Here is a 20,087-nt window from a genome sequence, read left to right as displayed (position 1 = left end):
AAGAATGAAGAAGACCATCATCAGCATCGTTATGATGGGCGTCATGCCGGTCATGTGCATCACAGGGACGGCCCATGCGCAGTTCGGGTTCGGCGGCATCGTCTACGACCCGACCAATCACGCCCAGAACCTGCTGACCGCGGCGCGGTCGCTGACGCAAGTTCAAAACCAGATCAAGCAGCTCGCCCATGAAGTCACGATGCTTGAGAACCAGGCAAAAAATCTGGCGAGCTTGCCGACCTCTGTCGCTGATGATCTGAAAGCGAAACTGCTCACCATCGACGCGCTGATCAACCTTGCGGACGGCATCGCCTATAAAGTCGCCGCCATCGAGACCGATTACGAGACGATCTATCGCAAGACTTATGGCGCGTCGCCGCCGCCGACGCCGGTGATTGTTTCCGAAGCGCGCGACGCCTGGAAACAGTCCCGCGACGGCTACAAGCATTCCCTTCAGGTGCAGGCGCAGGTGGTCACCAATATCCGCGACGATATTGACGAACTCCATGGGCTTGTCGGGGAGAGCCAGGGCGCCGGCGGCAATCTGCAAGTCTTGCAGGCCGGCAACCAGATCGCCGCGCTCTCCGCCGAACAGATGATGCAGATCCAGACCCTGCTCGCCGCGCAATATCGCGCCGAAGCGCTTGAAGCTTCGCGCGCGCTCGCCGAACGCGAGCGGGGGAAGGCGCGTTTGATCCGTTTTCTTGGCGACGACAGCGCCTACACGCCGGGAAGCTGACCCGTAGAGTAGAGATGAAGCGCTTTATCACCTTACGGAGACAAGTTTCTCCATCCCCCTCTCCGAACCGGACGTGCAGGTTTCCAAGCATCCGGCTCTCCCTGCATGGGCGTTTGCGCGCCCATGGGTGGTCCTCAAATATGTTTGAGGCGTCGGAACGAGTCCTGGAAGTCATACATGCTGTCACGCTGTCTGGTCTTCCACTTCGCGTTCCATCCGTTCGGTTTCTCTATGCTCTGGTTCGGGTAACGCATCGTCCTTCCTTCAGTGAGGTGACGCAGGCGTTTGGGCTTTTCAGTCCATTGCCGCCGTTTACCCGGAGCGCTGAGATGATAGCGTCGTCGCAGCACTGGCCACGATGCGTTTCCGTGCTTCATCTTCAGCCAGCGCCCGACGCGCTGCCATATCCAAAAGTCGAGACGGCTGAACTCCCGATAAGCGCCAGTGGCGTAGCGGTAATAGTTCCTCCATCCCAACAGGATTGGATTAAGTCTATCGATGACGTTGGCGAGCGACCATCCCGTAGGGATGCTCTTCACCAGACTCTTGATCGTGTAACGCAGGTCGTTCAGCTTGCTCTTCGGAATGAAGAGTTTGCCGACTTGGGGGCGTCGCCCGTGTTTGTTTGGGCGAGCCGCCTTTTCCTGCACCACCCGATAGCCAAGGAAGTCGAAGCCCTCCCTGACATCGGTGATCTTCGTCTTTTCCATCGACAACTCCATGCGAAGTTCCTTCTTCAGGAACTCCGCCAGCGCGCGCTTTTCAGCTTCCGCTTGCTCCCTCGCGCCTTCGACGAGAACGACAAAGTCGTCCGCGTACCGAACCATGTAAAACACCGGCCTGCCTCGTCGGTGGTCTCTGACCCGTCGAGCGGCGGCGTTTATACTTGGTTCGCGAGGTCGCATGGACCATCGTCCGTACCGCTCGTCGATGGCTGTCAAATAGATATTCGACAGCATCGGCGAGATGATCCCGCCTTGCGGCGAGCCTGTGACGGAATGACGAACGGTCCCTTCGACCATCACGCCGGCTTTCAGGAAAGCGAGGATCAGCTTCAGCACCTTGCGGTCGTTGATGCGCCGTCGCACGCGCTCCATCATGACATGATGATCGATGGCGTCGAAACACCCCTTGATGTCGCCTTCGATAACGTAGCGGTAGACCGAAGGTCCACGCTTTGTCGGGTGAAGGCATTTCTGGATTCTCTCCAGAGCATCATGAGCGTTTCTTCCTCTTCGGAATCCGAACGAGGTCGGATAAAAATCCGCCTCGAAGACGGGCTCCAAGATCAGCTTCAAAGCCATTTGCACCAGACGGTCGGTCAGCGTCGGAATGCCGAGCGGCCGGAACTCTCCGGGCTTGCCGGGCTTCGGGATAAGCCGTTGCCTGACAGGTTCCGGGCGATAAGTTCCGTCGCGGAGACGTCCTCGAATGTCATCGAGGAGTCCCGCTGCGCCGCCGGGGCGCTGTTCGACCGAACGCCGCGTCATCCCGTCCGTTCCCGGTGTTTGGCTGCCGCTATTGCGGGCGAGCCGTCGCCAGGCTTCGTTCAGGGTTCTGCGGTCGCAAACGAGATTGAACAGATCAGCGAACACCTTGTTAGGGTCTTCGCTGCTCCACCGATACAGCTTGCGTTGCATGTCGAGGACGAACGACGTATTCACATCGCCGGTCATGACCCTTCCTCCTGCTTGCTTGCCGTATCCACTGCCTCCCTTCGCCATGTGGACGGCTTTCCCGTCCCCGGACTACTACGAAGGCTCCGCCCCTCGTCATCGCGGTCGCTGGTCGCTTCAGCCATCCGGCGTCGGAACGCACCGGAAGCGATCACAAGGTTCTTAGGTTCCGCAACTGATCTCTCGCCTGCTTTAGGCGCCGACTTTACCCCGTGTGGAATCCGGCCCCGGCGCCACGCAAACCCACGCCGGGGCTGGCGCGCAGCGAACTGCGCGCCTCCAGTCCGTACATCCATACTACAGACCAACGCTCCACAGACTGGCGGCTTGCGCCGCAAATGTCCCCGCCCACTTCCGAGTTGGCGAGTGTTAAGAGGTAACGAGGCTTCCACCATCGGTTCGGTTTCCCTCGCCATGACAGGCTCGCTGGCCGGACCAGCCACGAGATCGGAAGTTCCCGTCTGTCCGGCTTTGATGGGTTCTGCTGATTTATGGCGAACCGAAAGCACTCGGCTTGCCTCACCCATCTGCTCATCGCCGCATATTGCGTCATGCGGCGTGCAAGGTTTCTCACCTTGCGAGATCAGTAACGACTTTAAAATCAAAGCACTCCTTTCTTTGACTAGGACCTAACGCACATGGACGATCTCTCGGTCATCGATAGTTTCCTGACGACCTTTGCGACCTATATCGACAGCGGTTTCGGCCTGTTGTCGCCGGACGTCGCTTATTTGACGACCATCCTCATCGCCATCGACATCACGCTCGCCGGTCTCTTTTGGGCGATGGCCGAGAACACCAATGTCGTCGCGCAGCTCATCAAGAAAGTGCTCTATGTGGGCTTCTTTGCCTTCATTATTGGCAATTTCGCGTTTCTGAGCGGCGTCATCTTCGACAGTTTTGCAGAACTCGGACTTCGCGCCGGCGGCGGGTCGATGACCGCGGCGGATCTGATGCGTCCGGGCTTCGTCGCAAATGCAGGTTTCGATGCCGGAAAGCCGCTGCTCGAAGAGATTGGCGATCTCACCGGCCCCATCGCGTTCTTCGAGAACTTCGTCACCATCGCGATCCTTTTCTTCGCCTGGGCCGTGGTGTTGTTGTCGTTCTTTATTCTCGCCGTGCAGCTTTTCATCACGGTGCTCGAATTCAAGTTGACGACGCTGGCTGGATTCATCCTTGTTCCCTTCGCGCTCTGGAACAAGACGACGTTTCTCGCCGAGCGCGTCCTCGGCAATGTCATCACCTCCGGCATCAAGCTGATGGTGCTCGCCATCATCCTCGGCATCGGCTCGACGATGTTTGCGTCTCTTGCGAGCGCTTTTTCCGCCGGCGACGTGACCATGGAAGAGGCGCTTTCGGTGACGCTCGCCGCTGTCTCGATTTTCGGTCTCGGCATCTTCGGGCCCGGGATCGCCGCCGGTCTCATCACCGGCGCGCCGCAGCTCGGCGCCGGCGCCGCCGTCGGCACTGTGGGCGGTCTCGCGGCCGGCGCCTATATGGGCGGAGCAGGCGCCATGGCCGCAGGGCGCGCCGCCGCCGGCGGCGCATCGAGCGCGGTGAAAGCCGGCGCATCGCTTTCGGGCGGCGCCTCCGCCGCCTACCAGCTCGGCAAGATCGCATCCGGCAAGACCGGCGTCTCCGGCGCCGCCGCCGGTATGGCGGGCATGGCGCGCGCCGGCGCCGACAGCGTCAGGACGTTTGCAGCAAGACCCTTCGAAGGTTTACGCGCCGCTTATGACAAGGGCGGCGCGGCAGCTTTTTCTGCGACCGGCGGCAAATCTTCCGGCGGAACGATTGCGGGTCTTTCGGCAGGCGGCGCCGGGACCAAGAACGACAATTGGGCGGGTCGCTTCGAGGCGCGCCAGAATGTGCGCGACGCCGGCGGTCTCGCCGCCCACACGGTCCGCAGCGGCGATGCTTCATCCGGCGGCGCCGCGCCCACTCTCAAAGAACGCGAGGATTCATAAATGCTCTTCAAACGCGCATCCGCGGCCTATGGTGAAACGCCAGAACCGGAAACGCCTTTTCAAAAGGCCGGACAAATCTGGGACGAGCGCGTCGGCGCGGCGCGCGCGCAGGCCGCGAACTGGCGGTTCATGGCCTTTGGCTGTCTGGCGCTTGCGGTCGGTTCTTCGGCGGTGCTCGTCTGGCGCTCACTGCAATCGACCGTCACGCCTTACGTCGTCGAAGTCGATGAACTCGGCGCCGTCCAGGCCGTCGGTCCTGCTGTGCTGAGATATAATCCCACCGACGCGCAGATCGCGCATCATCTCGCGCGCTTTCTTGAAAATGTGCGCGGACTTTCCGTTGATCCCATCGTCGTGCGGCAGAACTGGCTCTCCGGCTACGACTTTACGACCGACAAGGGCGCGGCGATCTTGAATGATTACGCGCGCGATAACGACCCTTTTGAAAGTGTCGGACGTCGTTCGCGCACGGTTGATGTGGTGAGCGTCGTGCGGGTTTCGGACGATACATTCCAGGCGCGCTGGATCGAACGCACATTTGAAAACTCCGCCTTCACCAAAACGGAGCGCTTTACGGCATTGATGACCATTATCGTCGATCCGCCGCGCGACGCGGCGACCTTACGCAAAAACCCACTCGGCATATTCATCCACGGCCTCAACTGGAGCGAGGATCTCGACACCGGAGAAAAGCAATGAACAAGATCATGATATCCGCCAGTCTCGCGACCTTATTGACGGCCTGCGAAACCTATCCGGCGCCCTCGCAGGAAACTTACGTTCCCGCCGTCGCCGCCTTCGACGATGAAACAACGCTTCCGGTCGAGATCGTCGAAACGCCAAAGGCGTTGCCGCTGCCGGGGCAGCTCAAAGCGATCCCGTCGCCAAGCCAGAAATCAAAGACGGCTTCGGCGACGCCGGAAGATGCAATCGCCGAAGGCGCCAAGAAAGCGCGGATCGAACCGTCGCTTAACGGCTATATCAACGCCGTGCAGGTCTATCCCTACACAGAAGGCGCCCTTTACCGGCTTTACGCCGCGCCGGGACAGGTCTCGGACATCGCCTTGCAGCCGGGCGAGACGCTAATCTCGGTTTCGGCCGGCGACACCGTGCGCTGGGTTGTCGGCGATACGACATCGGGCGGCCCGGAAGGCGAGCGCGCCCACATCCTCGTAAAACCCATCGGCCCCGGCCTCTCCACCAATCTGATGATCGCGACGGACCGGCGCGTTTATCATCTCGAACTTTCGAGCACTGACGGCGCCTATATGGCGGCGCTATCGTGGCGCTATCCGCAGGACGAGCTGGACGGCTTGCGCGCCCGAAACCGAAACGCCCTGGCGCGCGACGAGCGCACCATTGCGAAGGGTCTGGCGCTCGGCGACTTGAATTTCGCCTATCGCATCGAAGGCGACAGACCCGACTGGCGTCCGGTGCGGGTCTTCGATGATGGCCGTCAGGTTTTCATCCAGATGCCAGCGGCGATTGCGACCACCGATGCGCCGCCGCTCTTTGTCGTCGGCCGAAAGGGCGGCGCCGAACTCGTCAATTACCGGGTGAAGGACAATTACTACATCGTCGATCGTCTCTTTTCGCGCGCCGAACTGCGCCATGGCGAGAAAAACCAGACAATCGTCAGGATTGTGAAAACCGGCGAGGGCGGCCGTGGCTGAGCCCATCCCCTTTGAGGAGCAGGCGGAAGCCTTAAAACTCCGCGCTAAGCCGAAGCCGGTGACGCAGATCAACCGCAAGGTCGTGATCGCCGGCGCTGCAGTCGGCGTGGGTCTTTTGTTTCTCGCCGCGTCCGTCGCGCTCGATCCGCCGAAGGTTTCGGGCGACGACGAACAGCGTGAGCTTTACAACACGCGCAACAAGCCAAAAACTGACGCGTTGGCGTCGCTTCCTGCAAGCTACGATCAGTTGCCGCCGGCAAAGCCGGCGATTGAATTAGGCCCGCCGATTCCCGGCGATCTCGGCGGCGCCATGCTGGCGGCGGAACGCGATCTCGGAATTGAGCCCGATGTTTACGAAACGGCTTATAGTGATTTTCGGCCGGACCCTCTGAGCGAGGCTGAACGCGCCGAGCGCATCCGGCAGGCGAAACTCGCGCAGGAGAGTCTCGCTTCGCCCGTCTTTTTCAAGGTGAACGGCAAGGCGCCGGGGAAGGCGTCGAACATATCGCCGCTTCCCGATCCGGTCGATCCTTTCGCCGCCATTCGCGAGGCGAGTGCGGCGCTTGGCGGCGGTATCGGCATCGACGGCGAAAACGATCCGAACAAGCAGGATTCCAAAATCGCTTTCGCCCGCGATGCGGAGAACGGCGATATTCTGAACCCGCACGGCCTCGTCGATCCTGTCTCTCCCTATCAGGTGATGGCGGGAACCATCATTCCGGCGAGTCTCATCACGGGGCTAAATTCCGATCTGCCGGGAACGATCATCGCGCAGGTGACGCAACCCGTTTATGACACCGTATCCGGCGCGCATTTGCTTATCCCGCAAGGCGCGCGTCTGATCGGCCGCTACGATAGCCAGGTCTCTTTCGGGCAGGACCGCGCGCTCATTGTCTGGGACCGGGTGTTGTTTCCGAACGGCGCGTCCTTGCAGATCGACGCCATGCCGGGCGCCGACGCCGCCGGTTACGCCGGGCTATCCGATAAGGTCGATAATCATTGGGGCCGCATCTTCGTTGCAGCCGGACTGGCGTCGCTCCTCGGCATCGGAACCGAACTCGCCGTCGACGACGACGACGGCCTGGCGCGCGCCATTCGCGATTCCTATCAGGACACGGCGAATCAGGCGGGCCAGCGCATTGTCGATCACAATCTCAATATCCAGCCAACCGTGAAAGTGCGGCCCGGATGGCCGTTGCGCGTCATCGTCACGCGCGATCTTGTCCTTCGTCCTTACGAATAAGGAAACGCCCCCATGTCCTTGCGCCTCGCCGAGCTTCCTGACCGCACGCCGTCCAAACTGACGATCCAGCTAACGCCGGACCAGCTCGCGGCCTTGCAGGACTACGCCGATATCTATGAGGCGACCTATGGCAAGCGCGAGCCCATCGAGCAACTGGCGCCTGAGATGCTCGAAACATTTTTGAACGGCGACGCCGGCTTCAAGCGGGCGCGCAAAGAACTTCACCAGCAAAGGAAGGAGAAATAAACCATGCCCATGATTGGAACTTTTTCGAAGACCGAAGACAGCTTTGTCGGGACGATCCGCACCATGACCATCAACGTCAAGGCGAAGATTGTTCCCAACAGGGAAAAAGCGAATGACGGCGCCCCCGATTATCGGGTCTATGCGGGCGGCGCCGAACTCGGCGCCGGATGGCGTGAGACATCGAAAGACGAAGGTAAGGAATATCTCGCCCTGAAACTCGACGATCCGAGTTTTGCAGCCCCGATCCGGGCGGCGTTTTTCGAAAACCAAGAGGACGGGACCGGGGTGATGATGTGGAGCCGCAGTTCGGGCGCCTGAGCACCCGAATAGGCGATCCTGTTTGTTTTTCGTTGGCTAATGGCTTTGGGCAGTTACAAAAGCTCGGACTGGACGCGGAATTGTCCGAGGTTTTGTAACAACGCCATAGCGCCATCATGCGGTTGGCGATGCGCGAAAAGGGAACAGTGTGAATATTCCCGTTCGGGAATGTTTGGGCGGTTTGAACCGCCTCTGAGCTTAATATTCCCGTTCGGGAACAATTGGCTTGATTTTAAGAATTTCCGCGCATATATTCCCGTTCGGGAATATTTTATGACACCGGAACAGATCGGCATATCCATACGCGACATGCGCAAACGTCAGGGATTGCGCCAGGACCAGCTCGCCGGCGCCGCCGGCGTCGGCCTCAGATTCCTGATCGAATTGGAGGCAGGCAAGGACACCGCGCAACTTGGAAAGACACTGGCGGTATTGAATGCGCTTGGCTGCAAGATCGAGTTGACCGGACCCGAGGGCGCAAAATCGTGACCAAGTCGCTGAACGTCTGGTGGGGCGGCGACATCGTCGGGTCGCTGACGATCGACCGTCATGGCGAGATGGGATTTTCCTATGCAGTTGGCTGGCTGGCGGCCCCGGAAAGCCGGGCGCTATCCTTTTCCCTGCCCAAACGCGAAGAGCCGTACAGCCGCCGCGAATGCAGACCGTTTTTTGAAGGCCTGTTGCCGGAAGAAAGCCAGCGCATTGCCGTCGCCGAAGCGCTCGGCGTTAGCCGCGGCAATGAATTCAAACTGCTCGATGAACTCGGCGGCGAAGTCGCCGGCGCTATAAGCCTGTGGCCCGAAGGGGAAGCGCCGCCGGCGCCGGCGGAAAACCAGACGCAGCCGCTCAGCGAAAAAGACCTTATTGCCATCTTGGACGACTTGCCGGCCCGGCCGTTTCTCGCCGGGCGCGAAGGGCTCCGCCTGTCGCTTGCGGGCGCGCAGGTAAAACTCCCCGTCGTACGCATTAACGGCGCCGTTGCACTGCCGGCGCCAGGAGAAGCGACCAGCCATATCTTGAAGCCGCCAATTGAACGGTTTCCCGCGACTACGGAAAATGAAGCCTTCGCCATGACGCTCGGCAGAGATATCGGCCTTGATGTCGCCAAGGTGGAAATCGGCCGGGCGGGCGAGCGCGCCTTTTTGCTGGTCGAACGCTATGATCGGACAGCGGCAGGGAACGGCCGCCTTCGCCGCTTGCACCAGGAGGATTTCTGTCAGGCGCTCGGGTTTACGTCCGAGCGCAAATACGCCGCTGATGGCGGGCCGATTTTCCGGGACTGTTTTGATCTGTTGCGGCGGGCCGCGTCGCGTCCGGCGGTGGAGGTTCTGAAACTTTTCGACGCCGCGATCTTCAATCTCATTATCGGCAACGCCGATGCGCACGCGAAAAATTTCAGCCTTCTTTACCGTGAAAACGGCGCCGTTGAACTGGCGCCGCTCTATGACCTTCTGTCAACGGTCTATTATCCGGCGTTGTCGCCCCGTCTCGCTATGAAAATCGCCAAGCGCCATACGCTGGAGGAATTGAAAGCAACCGACTGGGAGAAATTCGCAGAAGAGACCGGGCTGGCGCAGCGCTTCATCAAAAATCGGACGAAGGAGCTGGCCGAGGCGATCAGAGACAGCGTTGCAGGATCGTCAGAAAAGGTTGGCGCCAACGCGCCGGACAATGAGGCTTTGGATGAAATTGCTTCACTTGCAAAAGCCCGTGCGGAAAGCTTGCTCAAGGTGATCCCATAATTTGAAGCTTGCAATAAATTTGCGATGTAACCGATCGATCACATTTTGAATTGTGATCGATCGGTTACAATTTTGGAAATGACGGCTTCAAAAATCCTGCGCGCATGATCGGCCAAAAGATCGGCCAAATCACTACAAATAATCAGCAAAACGCCTGAAATACTGAGGTTAAGCGGGTTATGAGATCGGCCAATAGCCCTCACCGAAACGCCGAAGCGGCATGCCGATCCGGCGAAGATGGCCCGCCGAACGTGAAGCTCGATTAGTGCGGATCGGTTTATGTTCTGGACGCATAAACTCGTTATAGCTTCAAGGCCGATCCGACTACTCCCCCCACGCTGACGGCCGCTTGCCGCGCCTGAGCGTCAGCCAAGTGAGCGTAGCGCTGGGTCGTTTCTGGACGCAGGTGGCCCAGAAGTGCGCCGATGATTGGCAGAGACAACCCGCTTGAAATTCCGAAACTAGCGAAACTGTGCCGGAGATCGTGCTTGCGCACATCCGGCACGCCAGCCTCTACGCGAATATCCCGCCAGACCGATTGCGTGCCGCGATAGGGGCCGGTTTGTTTTCTATTTGGAAACACTAACTCTTCATGCTGCTTCGGCGTCGATCGAAGTATTTCCAATGCTTGCGGGCAGACCGGGCGTATCGATTTGCCGGACTTCGTATTGCTGAACCGGAAAAACGATTGATCGAAGTCGATCTCACGCCACTGCAATTCTTCGATCTCGGCCGTGCGGGCGCCGGTAAGAAGCAGAAGCTTGATGATCCGGACGCCGCTCATGCGCCGTTCCTCCGCTTCCCATTTCGCCAGCACGGCGCCGACCCGGCCAGCCTCTTCCTCGGACAGAAACCGCTCACACTTATTGTCGGGCGCCAGCCTTACGCCGAGCGCGACATTCTCTACGATGAACCCGCGGTCGACAGCGAACGAGAGGACGCTTTTGAAAGTGCTGATCGTGCGCTTCGCGGTTCCTTCGCCGCCCTTGACCCGCCGCAAACCGAATTTCTTCGTCTTAATTTCGCAAGCAGTCTTGCCTTTCGTGATGTCGTCGCGAAGCTTTTCGATATCCCCCTTTGAAAGGGCCCCGATCGGGCGCGGGCCAATCAGCGGCTTCACATGAGCGTTAAGGCGGTTGATGTCGTTCAAAACGCCGGCCGCCTGGCGAGGCTTTCCGGTCCTGCGATTGATCGGCGCAGCCTCTTCCGCCCATAAGTCGATTATGCGCGAAACCGACATGTTTTCATTTTCAGCCTTGCGGATGGCGTCATATCGGTCCTCACCGGCGCGCGCCGCACCGATAAATTTGTGCGCTTCGCGTCGCGCCGCCTCGCAAGTGACGGCGGTCGATTTGCCGATCGTGACCTGGCGTTGCTTCGCGCCTCTGCCGACGCCGATTCGATAAAAGGCGATGTAGGACTTGACCCCCGTCGGCTGAACCCGGAGCCCGAACCCGGCGAGATCGCGGTCCCACAAGGTGTAAGCGCTCTCCTTCGGCGAAGCGCCATCGACGATGCGTTTGGTCAGCTTGACATTATCGGATGGCATCTGCGACACCGTCCGAAAGGCCGTTTGGCCCGCATCTTAGCACCGTTTTAGCACTAGCAATTTTGGCCGCTGCCTTGGAAAGGCAGAAACGAAAACGCGATTTCATGTTAGCACCATCTCAGCACCGTGGGTCAAAATCGGATGCAAACCGTTCGAACGCTTCGCAACGTTCTGCGGGCTGAGGATCACTTTAGCTGGTTGAATTCGTTGCTGGATTTAGTGAAATCCACAAGAATGTCGAAAACCTCGGAAATCCTCGGAAATAGTGTAGGGTACAACTCCGAAGGCAGAGGCCATAGGTTCGAATCCTATCGGGTCCGCCATTCGTGTGCAAACCTGAGAACCGGTTCATTCCGCGCAATGAAGCCCTGCGCTTGGCCGGGGAGCGCTGATTAAAGCGTGGAATTTTTCCAGTGGAGTTTTATCTACCGGCGCATCGAGCTTGCGCTTATTGGTCGCTGTGGCCTTTATGCGTTTCTCCGGCCGTCCGGTCCGTCGGCCGTTAAAGACCGGCCGGGGAGAGTAGGCAATTTGACATTGAGAAACCGTCGCCGGAGCATAAACCCTGTCGGCTCGTGCGACCTCAGACGTCATAGAGTCAAAAAAACCGCCGCGGCGTCGGCGGCGGTTTCCTGAATTTTTTGCGTACAGAAATTATTCGGCTTTCAGATTGCCAGCCGAGGTTTTGCCGCGTTGTTCAACTAACTCATATGATATGCGCTGACCTTCCTGAAGGTCGGGCATGCCCGCTTCTTTTACGGCGGAAATGTGTACGAATACGTCATTGCCTCCATCATCGGGAGCAATAAATCCGTATCCTTTTGTGGCGTTGAACCATTTGACAGCGCCTGTAGCCATTCGTCGATCTCCTGTTCATGGCGTGGTTTCTTGCGCGGCGAAGCGCCGGAAACATAGTAGGCAACCATGTCTTGGGATCCTGAATTTTGGCCGCAGTTCCTAGTAAAAAGCGGGACGCAAAGCTCGGCAAAACAAAGTCGCGTCAGGATTTAAAATACAGCCGCCGGGCCGCGTCAAGACGGCGCCAGGCGCGCCTTGGCGCCGGGGCCGAAAAATTTGGTAATGTATGCGCCGGCGAGACTTTTCAGGTTGGAGGCCGGACGGCGCTGGTAAACCGTAGCGTATATAATTGCGGCGGCGCTGTTGGCGTTATGCAAACATGAAGTTTTTATGATTAATTGATATCGAGTTTCCCGCCGGCCTCGTTTGTAATGTCATTATCGCGCAAGACCGGCTGCAAAGAGGTTTCGTTGCGCAGGAGACGGCCGTTGCGGTTGCGGTTGATAATGCGATTGCCGGTTATTTCCAGGGAAATGGCTTCGCCGCCGCGCGCCAAATCATAATTAAACAATGTTGAATTGTCCGCATTCGCAGCATGTATGAAACTATTGTTCGTAATAGCCACAGCGCCGCCGCGCGACGTATCTACGGCGTAGCTGGTCCGCCCGTCGGCGTCGTCGAATGTTGAACGCTTGATGTGTGTCGTCCCGGCCAGTGATTTGACGTGGTGCCCGATTTTCGTGCCGACAAAATCACTGTCCTCGATGCTCAGCGAGGCGCCGCTCGCAACATAGATTCCGTGAGAGTAACCGTCGCCATAGCCATTATTTAAAAACCTCGAGCCCACAATAATAATCTTTCCGTGGTCCTGTCCGGTTGCAAGAATCCCGTTTTCGCTGTCTTTGAAAACACAGTTGACGACCTTGAGGTGTTCGCCGTCATGACGGATACCTGCGCCGTTGAGGTCCGGCGATTGCGCGCCCTCAAACCGGATATTCTCGACTGTAAATGTCGACACCCAGAGCGGGTTGAGAATACCCTTGGCGACGGGCGCCGAGGAGTAAAAGGTAACCTCGCCCTCGCCGATAATCGTCATGTCGCGGGGAATTTTCAGATCGGTTAAATCATAACGGCCGGGCGCCACGCGGATGGTCTCGCCGGAACCCGCCATTCTCACGGCCTTTTCAAGCGCCCTGGCGCTATCGACTGTAATCTCCGCATGCGCCGGGAGACAAATGCTGAATACAAAAACGACAAGAGCTGAAAATTTTTTCATGGGCGCACTATAGCCTATAAATCCGTTGAGCGGCATCAATTTTATTATTGCGTCCCCGCCGCCTGCCGCAACGCATCGGCGAGCCGCGCCGGCGGCAGGGCGCCTGAAAAACCGTTGCGTTCATTGACGATATAGGTGGGCACGCCCGTTACGCCGGCCTGCCGGAAGGCGCCGGCTTCGGATTTGATTTCCGCCGCGCTCTTTTCATCGCCCAGATCACGCCGGGCGTTCTGTTCGTCCAATCCGGCCTCGCCGGCGAGAGCAACCAGAACGTCCTCATCGCCAATGTCTTCGCCACGGTCCCAATAGGCTGCGTATAGCGCGTTGGCGAGCCGCTCCTGCGCGCCGTCGAAATGGGCAAGACGGATGATCTGGTGTGCTTTCAAAGTATTCGGCAAATGCGAAGGTATGGCCGGATCGAATGAAAAACCGGCGCCGGCCGCGGCGGCTTTGAGGTGGTGCAGCATTTCCGAACGCTGTTTCTCATCGGGAAATTTTCTGGCGTAATAAAGTTGCCGATCAACGCCTTCTTCGGGCGTGTCCGGGTTAAGCTGATAGGCGCGAATGCGGGGCAGAACAATAAACTCATTCGCCAGCCGGTCGCGCGCAAGCTGGAAGGATTTCAATCCAACATAGCACCACGGGCAGACCGGATCGGAAACGATATCAACGAGCAGCCGCGGGCGATTACTGGAAGCGGTTGTCATTTGGCGAAACCCCGCAGCCGTTCCATTGTATCGGTGATACCGGGATAGTTGCGCGCAACTTCTTCGGTCAGCGCGTCTTCGAGCGGCCGGTTTTCTTCGTGCAGGCGATAAAGATCCTTATAGGCGGCGATGGCGCCGGGGCTTGCCGCTGCGATCGCGACGGCGCGATTTTGCGTCTCGCTGTCCAGTGCGGCTTTATCGGTGAAGGCTGCGTTCGCCAGTCCCCAGCGCGCCGCGTCGGCGCCGGTAAAGGTCGCTGTTGTAAAAGACAGTTCCCGGGCGCGCCTGACGCCGACGGCGCGCGCCAGATTCTGGCTCATGCCCCAGCTCGGCCGGAGGCCCCATTTGGCGTGCGTGTCGCCGAATTTCGTATCGATTGTCGTCAGAATAAAATCGGCGTGCAGCGCCAGTTCCAGCGCGCCTGTAAAGCAAAACCCGTGCACCTTGGCGATCAGCGGGACCGGACAATGCCTGATCGCCTCCACTGCGGCGAAGGACGCCCCGTCAAACACATCGTCGACTTTTCCTTCCTCGAATGTCGCCCCTTGCAGCAGCTTGAGATCGACGCCGGCGGAAAAGGCGCGCCCGGCGCCCTCGAGGATGATCGCGCGCGCATTGGTCTGCACATCATTCAAGGCGCTGATGAGCGCCCGTAACAGGTCGGGCGTAAATGCGTTCAGCGCGTCCGGCCGGTTCAGCATGACGGTTGCGACGCCGTCGGCGAGATCAGTTTTAACGAGATGTTCGGTCATGGTTCGCCTTTCCTGCCGGCAACGAGAATAGCGTCTAACGATCCGCGCGTCGAACCGCGATGACAGCCAATTGCTGTTGCTTTACGGGCCGTGCTAGGCCTACAGCACGCGCCAACACTAACGCATGCAAGTGATATATGTCCGAAACAGACAAGAAACCGACGCTCGTCATCCGCAATGCAGTGCTTTCCGACGTACCTGAAATCGCTGCGCTGTCCGCCAGGGTTTATGGCGAGCAGGAAGCGTCGTCAGAGGACGAGATTCGCGGCCAGATAAACAATTTCGCCGAAGGCCAGTATGTCGCCGAATATGAGGGCAGGACGGTAGGCTACTGCGCAACATTCATTATAGGCGAAGAACCGGTCATGCAGCCTCATAGCTGGATGGAAATCACCGGCGGCGGTTTTGCATCCCGGCATGACCCTAACGGCGATTATTTATACGGTATGGAAGTGAGCGTCGATCCATCGGCGCGGCGCCTGCGCATCGGCCAGCGGTTCTATAAACTCCGTCGCGAGCTTTGCGAATATATGGAATTGAAAGGCATTGTCTTCGGCGGGCGTTTGCCGGGATATGCGCGCCGGGAAAAGGAATTCGCCAACCCCTGGGATTATGTAAACGCGGTTGTCGAAAAACGGATCAAGGACCAGGTGATCAATTTTCAGATCGCGCAAGGGTTCGAGCCCATCGGCATATTGCCGAACTATCTGACAGATGATCACGCCTCGCGGGGTTACGCGGTGCATATGATCTGGCGCAATCCGCTGGCGCCGGAAGTGGCGCCGCAAAAATCGACGCGGCCCGATTCGCGTTTGCCGGATAATGTTCGCGTGGCGACGGTGCAGTTTCAGATGCGTCGCATTTCGCGCATTCGCGAATTTGAAGAGCAGGTTGAATATTTTGTCGATGTCGCCGCCGATTATAAGGCCGACTTTGTCGTGTTTCCTGAGCTTTTTACACTGCAGCTCTTATCGCTGGAAACGGAAAAGCTGGCGCCCGCCCCGGCGATCGCGAAAGTCGCCGAATACAAGGACAGGTTTTGCGCATTTATGGGCAAGCTGGCTGTTTCATATAATATAAATATTGTCGGCGGCACGCACCCGACCTGCGTGGAGAACGGCGACATTCGCAATGTCAGCTATGTATTCCTGCGCGACGGCTCCATGTACAGCCAGGACAAGCTGCACCCGACGCCCGCGGAAACCACGTGGTGGAACATCAAGGGCGGCGAGGGCGCGAGCGTCATCCCCACCGACTGCGGCCCCATTGGCGTCATGGTCTGCTATGATTCAGAATTCCCCGAGATCGCCCGGCATCTGGTTGATCAGGGCGCAATGCTCCTGTTTGTTCCCATGTGCACCGACGAAAGGCGCGGCTATCTGCGTGTGCGCTATTGCTGTCAGGCGCGGGCGGTTGAAAACCAGTGCTATGTGGTGCTTTCCGGCGTGGTCGGCAATCTGCCGAATGTTGAAAACATGGATATTCACTATGCGGAAAGCTGTATCCTGACACCGTCGGACTTCGCTTTCGCGCGCGATGGTGTTGCGGCGGACACCGCGCCGAATACCGAGACTATTGCGCTTGCCGATTTAAGCCTTCAGGATTTGCTGATCAGCCGCCAGTCTGGCGCTGTGCAAAATCTTAAAAACCGGCGCTTCGATCTTTATAACGTCCGCTGGAAGGGGCGGCGCGTTTAGAAAGGAAAATTAGATGAAATCGTTTTTCCATGCCGCGCTTGCATTTGCGCTGTTGGCGGCGCCGGCGCATGCGCAGGGCGAAAAATTCAGAACCGGCCCTGTATTCGAAGACTTTGGTCCTGTCGCCGATGTCGATGCCGACTTCAGCATTCCAGACAAGACGAAAATGCGGATCAGTTTCGACGTCAGCAAGGCCGCCGATGCGGGCGAATTGAACCGGACGCTTGTCTCCGCCGCGCGGTTTATCAATATGCATGCGCGCGCCAGCGTGCCCATAGAGGATATCAACGTCGCTGTAGTCGTGCACGGCAAGGCGGTTTACGATGTTTCGAATGCTGCGCGCTACGCGGATGCTATAGGCGGCGAGAACGCCAATGCGGCTCTTATCGCGTCGTTAACGGGCGAGGGCGTGCGGATTATCGTCTGCGGACAAAGCGCAGCTTATTATGACGTTACGAATGACGACTTGGCGCCCGGCGTTGAAATGGCGCTCTCGGCCATGACCGCGCATGTCCTGCTGCAGCAGGACGGGTATGCGATCAATCCGTTTTAATCCAGGTACAAATCAGTCCTCATCCCGAGGCGCCGCCTAAAACCCGACGACCCACGCTGCATCCGCCGGCGTTTTGCCCGCAAGGACTTCGTTCCAGGCTTTTTCAACGGCTTTGGCGCCGCTCTCGCGGCGAATCACCAGCCAGTCGCGGGATTTGATCGACGCGTCTTTCCAGAAGGCGAAAGCCTGCTTTTCAAACGCGCCGGGCCCCCATTCCTGCGTGCGCTTTTGAATGTGCCCCGGTGCGAAAAACATCTGGCTGCGCTCGGCGATAAAGTCCGGTCCCATGGTGTTGGCGTCAAAATGCGTGACGCCGACATTCGATGTGAACTTCATCTTGTCGCCGAGTTTTTTATGCAGCGCGTTCAACACGGCGCCGTCGCCTGACATATCCACAATCACCGCCGCCGTGTCCGCATCGATCCTGTCGATATCGTCATAGGTCAAAACATCGTCATAGATTTTCAGCTTATCCACCGCATTCAGGTTGCGCGCGGAGGTCAGGCCGACGAGACGCGGCGCGCCGGGATCATCCTTGATGGCATAGGCGGTTCCGATGGCGGTCTTGCTCGACGCGGAAAGAATGATCGCCTGGCGCGCATTGAACCAGCCATTGTCTTTTAGAAAGTCGTAAATACAAAATGACGTCGCATAGAGCGGAAACAGCACCATGCGCTCATCTTCCATCTCCCTGTCGAAATGCGGTTCGGCTTTAACGCGCGCATAGGCGTTGTAGACCGGCGGCAGGCCGGCGCGATGCGCCGCCCCGTCGAACAGCCTCGCATCCGTAACCTTCTCTGGCTTCATCACCAGATGACTGCCCATGGGAAAATAGCCGTAAAGCCTGTCGCCGGCCGGAACATCGGGGTGATTTGACTCAACAATTTCCGCAAAGCCCCAGACCGGAATGATCCCCTCGTTTTCTTCCGTAACCGGAAAGAATTTCCAGTAGCCGATCTTTTCGCCCACCACCCCATAGGTGACGTTATTGGCGGTAAGCGCGAAACGGTCGACTTTCACCAGGATTTCGCCATCCATCAGTTGAGGCGCGGCGCGCGCCGCCAGCCGGTGTTTCGATAGATCGCGCTTGTCGACGATGAATTCGGTGATCTCGGTCATGGCGGCCTTTCCTTGTGTGATCTCGCTTTACCATCCACACACCGTCAGGTTGAGTGGGGTTCGCGAAAATATACGCTGATAGGCGAAAATCGACCGGAATCCCGCTTTCGGTGCGTAGATATCCACCCCTTTTGCTACGGCCTTATACTACGCCCCGTAAGTTCTGCATGAGCTCGCTTTCAGCTTCGGCCGCACTTCAGGCGCGCCAACGGAATGCGAGAAACGGGAAAGGCGCGTGTTAAATCCAATGTTGCACAACAATCTTGTGAAAGTTGCACCACATTCCTCTCTACGCCAGCAATCACGCCGCCAAGGCGCGCCGCAAAGTTGGAGTTGCACAACATCCAGGAAGTCCCGGGCGCTCGTTTTATTTCGCGGTTTTGATCCGAACGCCTTCGGGACGCACAAAATCCGCTGCGTTGAGCGCCATCCGCCGGGTTTCGACGGCGCAGCCGCGCCCCAGAGAATAGAGTTCGACCGTCTCGCCGGTCGCACGGAAGCCGAGCTTATCAAGCACGCGCGCGGATGCAGGGTTGTCGGTGAAATAACCCGCCGTGACAGTTTCGGCGCCAAGCGTTTCAAACGCAAATTGCGTCACGGCGCCGGCGGCTTGCGTGGCGACGCCGCGTCCGCGCGCCGCCGCTGCGACCCAGTAACCAAGCTCCCAGGCGCCGCCGTCCTTGGCGACCCCGCAACAGGCGATGATCCGGTCATCGGCGCAGACGGCGAACGCGAATTCGTCGCCCGCCGCGCCCGCTTCTGCGATATAGCGCACAAACCGCCGGGCGTCCTCAAGCGTGTACGGGCAGGGTATGCGCGCCGTATTGCGGGCGATCGCCGGGTCGTTGCAAAGCCCGGCCAGGACGGGCGCGTCCGTTTCCATCATCGGCCTCAATGTATAGCGATTGATTTGGATGACCGTCATGACCAGCCTCAAAAGAAAAAGGGAAGGCGCGGTTTGCGCCTTCCCTTAAAATCCTCAAACCGGCCGGCGCAATCGCGCGCCGGCGACGGCGCGGTGTTATTCGCCCGGAATGATCGAAACGAAATTTTTGCCGCCGCGCTTTTCGGCGAACTGTACGCGCCCATTCACCAGGGCGAAAAGCGTATGGTCCTTGCCGATGCCGACATTGTCGCCCGGATGAAACTTTGTACCGCGCTGGCGCACAATAATGTTTCCCGGAATGACGTTTTCGCCGCCGTATTTCTTGACGCCGAGACGGCGTCCAGCCGAGTCGCGTCCGTTGCGGGAGGAACCGCCTGCCTTTTTATGCGCCATCTCTTACTCCTTCTCGCCCTTGGCGAGTTCTTTTGCCTGCTCAACCCAGCCTTCGCGTTCGATCCGGCCTTTAAAGGAGAGCTTCTCGTCAAATTCTTCGATGTCTTTCGGGCCCCACGCGGCGATCTGCGCGAAACTGGTGACGCCCGCATCGTTCAGTTTTTCCTCAAGCACAGGACCGACGCCGGAAAGCTTTTTGAGATCGTCTTTTCCGCCTGCGGCCGCCGGTTTGGCTTCAGCCTTCGGCGCGGATTTCTTTTCCGCAGGCTTATCAGCGGCTTTTTCCGGTTTCGGGGCGGCTTTTTTCTTCGCCGCCGGTTTCGGCTTGGCGCCGTCTGTCAGGATTTCCGTGACTTTCAGGACTGTCAGATGCTGGCGGTGGCCTTTTTTCCGGCGATAATTCTGGCGGCGGCGCTTTTTGAAGATGATGATCTTCTTGTCGCGCTTTTGCTCGAGAATTTCCGCCGCAACGCTGGCGCCGTCCACTACCGGCGCGCCCACGGTCACATCGCCGCCGTCGCCGAGCATCATCACCTCGCCAAGCGTGACGATTTCGCCAGCCTCGCCGGGCAGGCGTTCAACCTTCAAAATATCGTCTTTGGAAACGCGGTATTGCTTACCGCCAGTCTTTACGACTGCGTACATATCCGACTCCGAAGGGCTCTTTTCGGCCCCGTTGTCCTTTTTCGCCCCGGTTTCTGCCGCCCGGTTGTTATGAAAGCGCGGTCTCTAGCCCGGCGGCGGCGAGCCGTC

At 58.6% G+C, this 20,087-nt stretch carries 21 protein-coding genes; 11 read left to right on the top strand and 10 right to left on the bottom strand.

From position 1 onward, the window contains the following. The first annotated feature begins 4 nt into the window (after window positions 1-4). Window positions 5-739, top strand: coding sequence for a P-type conjugative transfer protein TrbJ (gene trbJ / locus ACQK2Q_RS12080; RefSeq protein ID WP_425409992.1), 735 nt, complete (start codon window positions 5-7; stop codon window positions 737-739). 134 nt (window positions 740-873) lie between these two features. Here the strand turns inward: trbJ and ltrA are convergent, their stop codons facing one another. Beyond that, a complete protein-coding gene (gene ltrA, locus ACQK2Q_RS12075) occupies window positions 874-2,415 on the bottom strand; it encodes a group II intron reverse transcriptase/maturase (RefSeq protein WP_425408295.1) in 1,542 nt (513 codons plus the stop codon). A 638-nt stretch (window positions 2,416-3,053) separates the two neighbouring features. On the opposite strand from ltrA, the gene trbL reads away from it, so the two are divergent. From trbL to ACQK2Q_RS12035, 8 genes are all read left to right on the top strand, one after another. Continuing rightward, complete coding sequence (gene trbL, locus ACQK2Q_RS12070) at window positions 3,054-4,382, top strand: P-type conjugative transfer protein TrbL (RefSeq protein ID WP_425409991.1); 1,329 nt, start codon at window positions 3,054-3,056, stop codon at window positions 4,380-4,382. Continuing rightward, window positions 4,383-5,081, top strand: a complete 699-nt coding sequence (trbF, locus tag ACQK2Q_RS12065) for a conjugal transfer protein TrbF (RefSeq protein ID WP_425409990.1) — start codon at window positions 4,383-4,385, stop codon at window positions 5,079-5,081. Then, the gene (gene trbG, locus ACQK2Q_RS12060; RefSeq protein ID WP_425409989.1) at window positions 5,078-6,055 is read left to right on the top strand and encodes a P-type conjugative transfer protein TrbG; all 978 of its coding nucleotides are present in this window, start codon (window positions 5,078-5,080) and stop codon (window positions 6,053-6,055) included. The genes trbF and trbG overlap by 4 nt, the downstream gene beginning before the upstream one ends. Next, complete coding sequence (locus tag ACQK2Q_RS12055) at window positions 6,048-7,298, top strand: TrbI/VirB10 family protein (RefSeq protein ID WP_425409988.1); 1,251 nt, start codon at window positions 6,048-6,050, stop codon at window positions 7,296-7,298. Before trbG ends, ACQK2Q_RS12055 begins: the two co-directional genes overlap by 8 nt. 12 nt (window positions 7,299-7,310) lie before the next feature. Continuing rightward, on the top strand, window positions 7,311-7,544 hold the full coding sequence (locus tag ACQK2Q_RS12050) for a DUF2274 domain-containing protein (RefSeq protein ID WP_425409987.1): 234 nt from the start codon (window positions 7,311-7,313) through the stop codon (window positions 7,542-7,544). A 3-nt stretch (window positions 7,545-7,547) separates the two neighbouring features. Then, the gene (locus ACQK2Q_RS12045) at window positions 7,548-7,862 is read left to right on the top strand and encodes a DUF736 domain-containing protein (RefSeq protein WP_425409986.1); all 315 of its coding nucleotides are present in this window, start codon (window positions 7,548-7,550) and stop codon (window positions 7,860-7,862) included. 273 nt (window positions 7,863-8,135) lie between these two features. Continuing rightward, window positions 8,136-8,351: a type II toxin-antitoxin system Y4mF family antitoxin gene (locus ACQK2Q_RS12040; RefSeq protein ID WP_425409985.1), complete on the top strand. Its 216-nt coding sequence runs from the start codon at window positions 8,136-8,138 to the stop codon at window positions 8,349-8,351. Then, window positions 8,345-9,604 carry a type II toxin-antitoxin system HipA family toxin gene (locus ACQK2Q_RS12035; RefSeq protein WP_425411158.1) on the top strand — a complete coding sequence of 420 codons (1,260 nt, stop codon included), beginning with the start codon at window positions 8,345-8,347 and terminating at the stop codon, window positions 9,602-9,604. The genes ACQK2Q_RS12040 and ACQK2Q_RS12035 overlap by 7 nt, the downstream gene beginning before the upstream one ends. Window positions 9,605-9,905: 301 nt before the next feature. On the opposite strand, the gene ACQK2Q_RS12030 is transcribed toward ACQK2Q_RS12035, so the two are convergent. The 5 genes from ACQK2Q_RS12030 to ACQK2Q_RS12010 all read right to left on the bottom strand — a co-directional run bounded on the left by ACQK2Q_RS12030 (window position 9,906) and on the right by ACQK2Q_RS12010 (window position 14,686). Further along, a complete protein-coding gene (locus tag ACQK2Q_RS12030) occupies window positions 9,906-11,153 on the bottom strand; it encodes a tyrosine-type recombinase/integrase (protein ID WP_425409984.1) in 1,248 nt (415 codons plus the stop codon). A 654-nt stretch (window positions 11,154-11,807) separates the two neighbouring features. Next, window positions 11,808-12,011: a cold-shock protein gene (locus tag ACQK2Q_RS12025; protein ID WP_425409983.1), complete on the bottom strand. Its 204-nt coding sequence runs from the start codon at window positions 12,009-12,011 to the stop codon at window positions 11,808-11,810. Window positions 12,012-12,345: 334 nt separating this feature from the next. Next, window positions 12,346-13,227, bottom strand: coding sequence for a hypothetical protein (locus ACQK2Q_RS12020; RefSeq protein WP_425409982.1), 882 nt, complete (start codon window positions 13,225-13,227; stop codon window positions 12,346-12,348). 44 nt (window positions 13,228-13,271) lie between these two features. Next, on the bottom strand, window positions 13,272-13,934 hold the full coding sequence (locus ACQK2Q_RS12015) for a DsbA family oxidoreductase (protein ID WP_425409981.1): 663 nt from the start codon (window positions 13,932-13,934) through the stop codon (window positions 13,272-13,274). After that, window positions 13,931-14,686, bottom strand: coding sequence for an enoyl-CoA hydratase/isomerase family protein (locus tag ACQK2Q_RS12010; protein WP_425409980.1), 756 nt, complete (start codon window positions 14,684-14,686; stop codon window positions 13,931-13,933). Before ACQK2Q_RS12010 ends, ACQK2Q_RS12015 begins: the two co-directional genes overlap by 4 nt. Window positions 14,687-14,823: 137 nt before the next feature. Between ACQK2Q_RS12010 and ACQK2Q_RS12005 the strand changes: the two genes are divergently transcribed. Both ACQK2Q_RS12005 and ACQK2Q_RS12000 read left to right on the top strand, forming a co-directional pair. Beyond that, window positions 14,824-16,383, top strand: a complete 1,560-nt coding sequence (locus ACQK2Q_RS12005) for a nitrilase-related carbon-nitrogen hydrolase (RefSeq protein WP_425409979.1) — start codon at window positions 14,824-14,826, stop codon at window positions 16,381-16,383. A gap of 13 nt (window positions 16,384-16,396) precedes the next feature. Beyond that, window positions 16,397-16,936, top strand: a complete 540-nt coding sequence (locus tag ACQK2Q_RS12000; protein ID WP_425409978.1) for a DsrE family protein — start codon at window positions 16,397-16,399, stop codon at window positions 16,934-16,936. Between the two features lie 36 nt (window positions 16,937-16,972). Here ACQK2Q_RS12000 and ACQK2Q_RS11995 read toward each other — a convergent pair whose 3' ends face one another. The 4 genes from ACQK2Q_RS11995 to ACQK2Q_RS11980 all read right to left on the bottom strand — a co-directional run bounded on the left by ACQK2Q_RS11995 (window position 16,973) and on the right by ACQK2Q_RS11980 (window position 19,979). Next, the gene (locus ACQK2Q_RS11995) at window positions 16,973-18,055 is read right to left on the bottom strand and encodes a DUF2855 family protein (protein WP_425409977.1); all 1,083 of its coding nucleotides are present in this window, start codon (window positions 18,053-18,055) and stop codon (window positions 16,973-16,975) included. 367 nt (window positions 18,056-18,422) lie between these two features. After that, window positions 18,423-18,980 (bottom strand): GNAT family N-acetyltransferase, encoded by a 558-nt coding sequence (locus tag ACQK2Q_RS11990; protein WP_425409976.1) that lies wholly within the window; start codon window positions 18,978-18,980, stop codon window positions 18,423-18,425. 96 nt (window positions 18,981-19,076) lie between these two features. Continuing rightward, window positions 19,077-19,334: a 50S ribosomal protein L27 gene (rpmA, locus tag ACQK2Q_RS11985; RefSeq protein ID WP_425409975.1), complete on the bottom strand. Its 258-nt coding sequence runs from the start codon at window positions 19,332-19,334 to the stop codon at window positions 19,077-19,079. Window positions 19,335-19,337: 3 nt separating this feature from the next. Next, on the bottom strand, window positions 19,338-19,979 hold the full coding sequence (locus tag ACQK2Q_RS11980) for a 50S ribosomal protein L21 (protein WP_425409974.1): 642 nt from the start codon (window positions 19,977-19,979) through the stop codon (window positions 19,338-19,340). Window positions 19,980-20,087 lie beyond the last annotated feature (108 nt).

The organism is Hyphococcus sp., from assembly GCF_965228385.1.
GTDB lineage: Bacteria > Pseudomonadota > Alphaproteobacteria > Caulobacterales > Parvularculaceae > Hyphococcus.
Note: the sequence above shows the minus strand (reverse complement) of the source record. Positions and strands in the feature narration are given on the sequence as shown.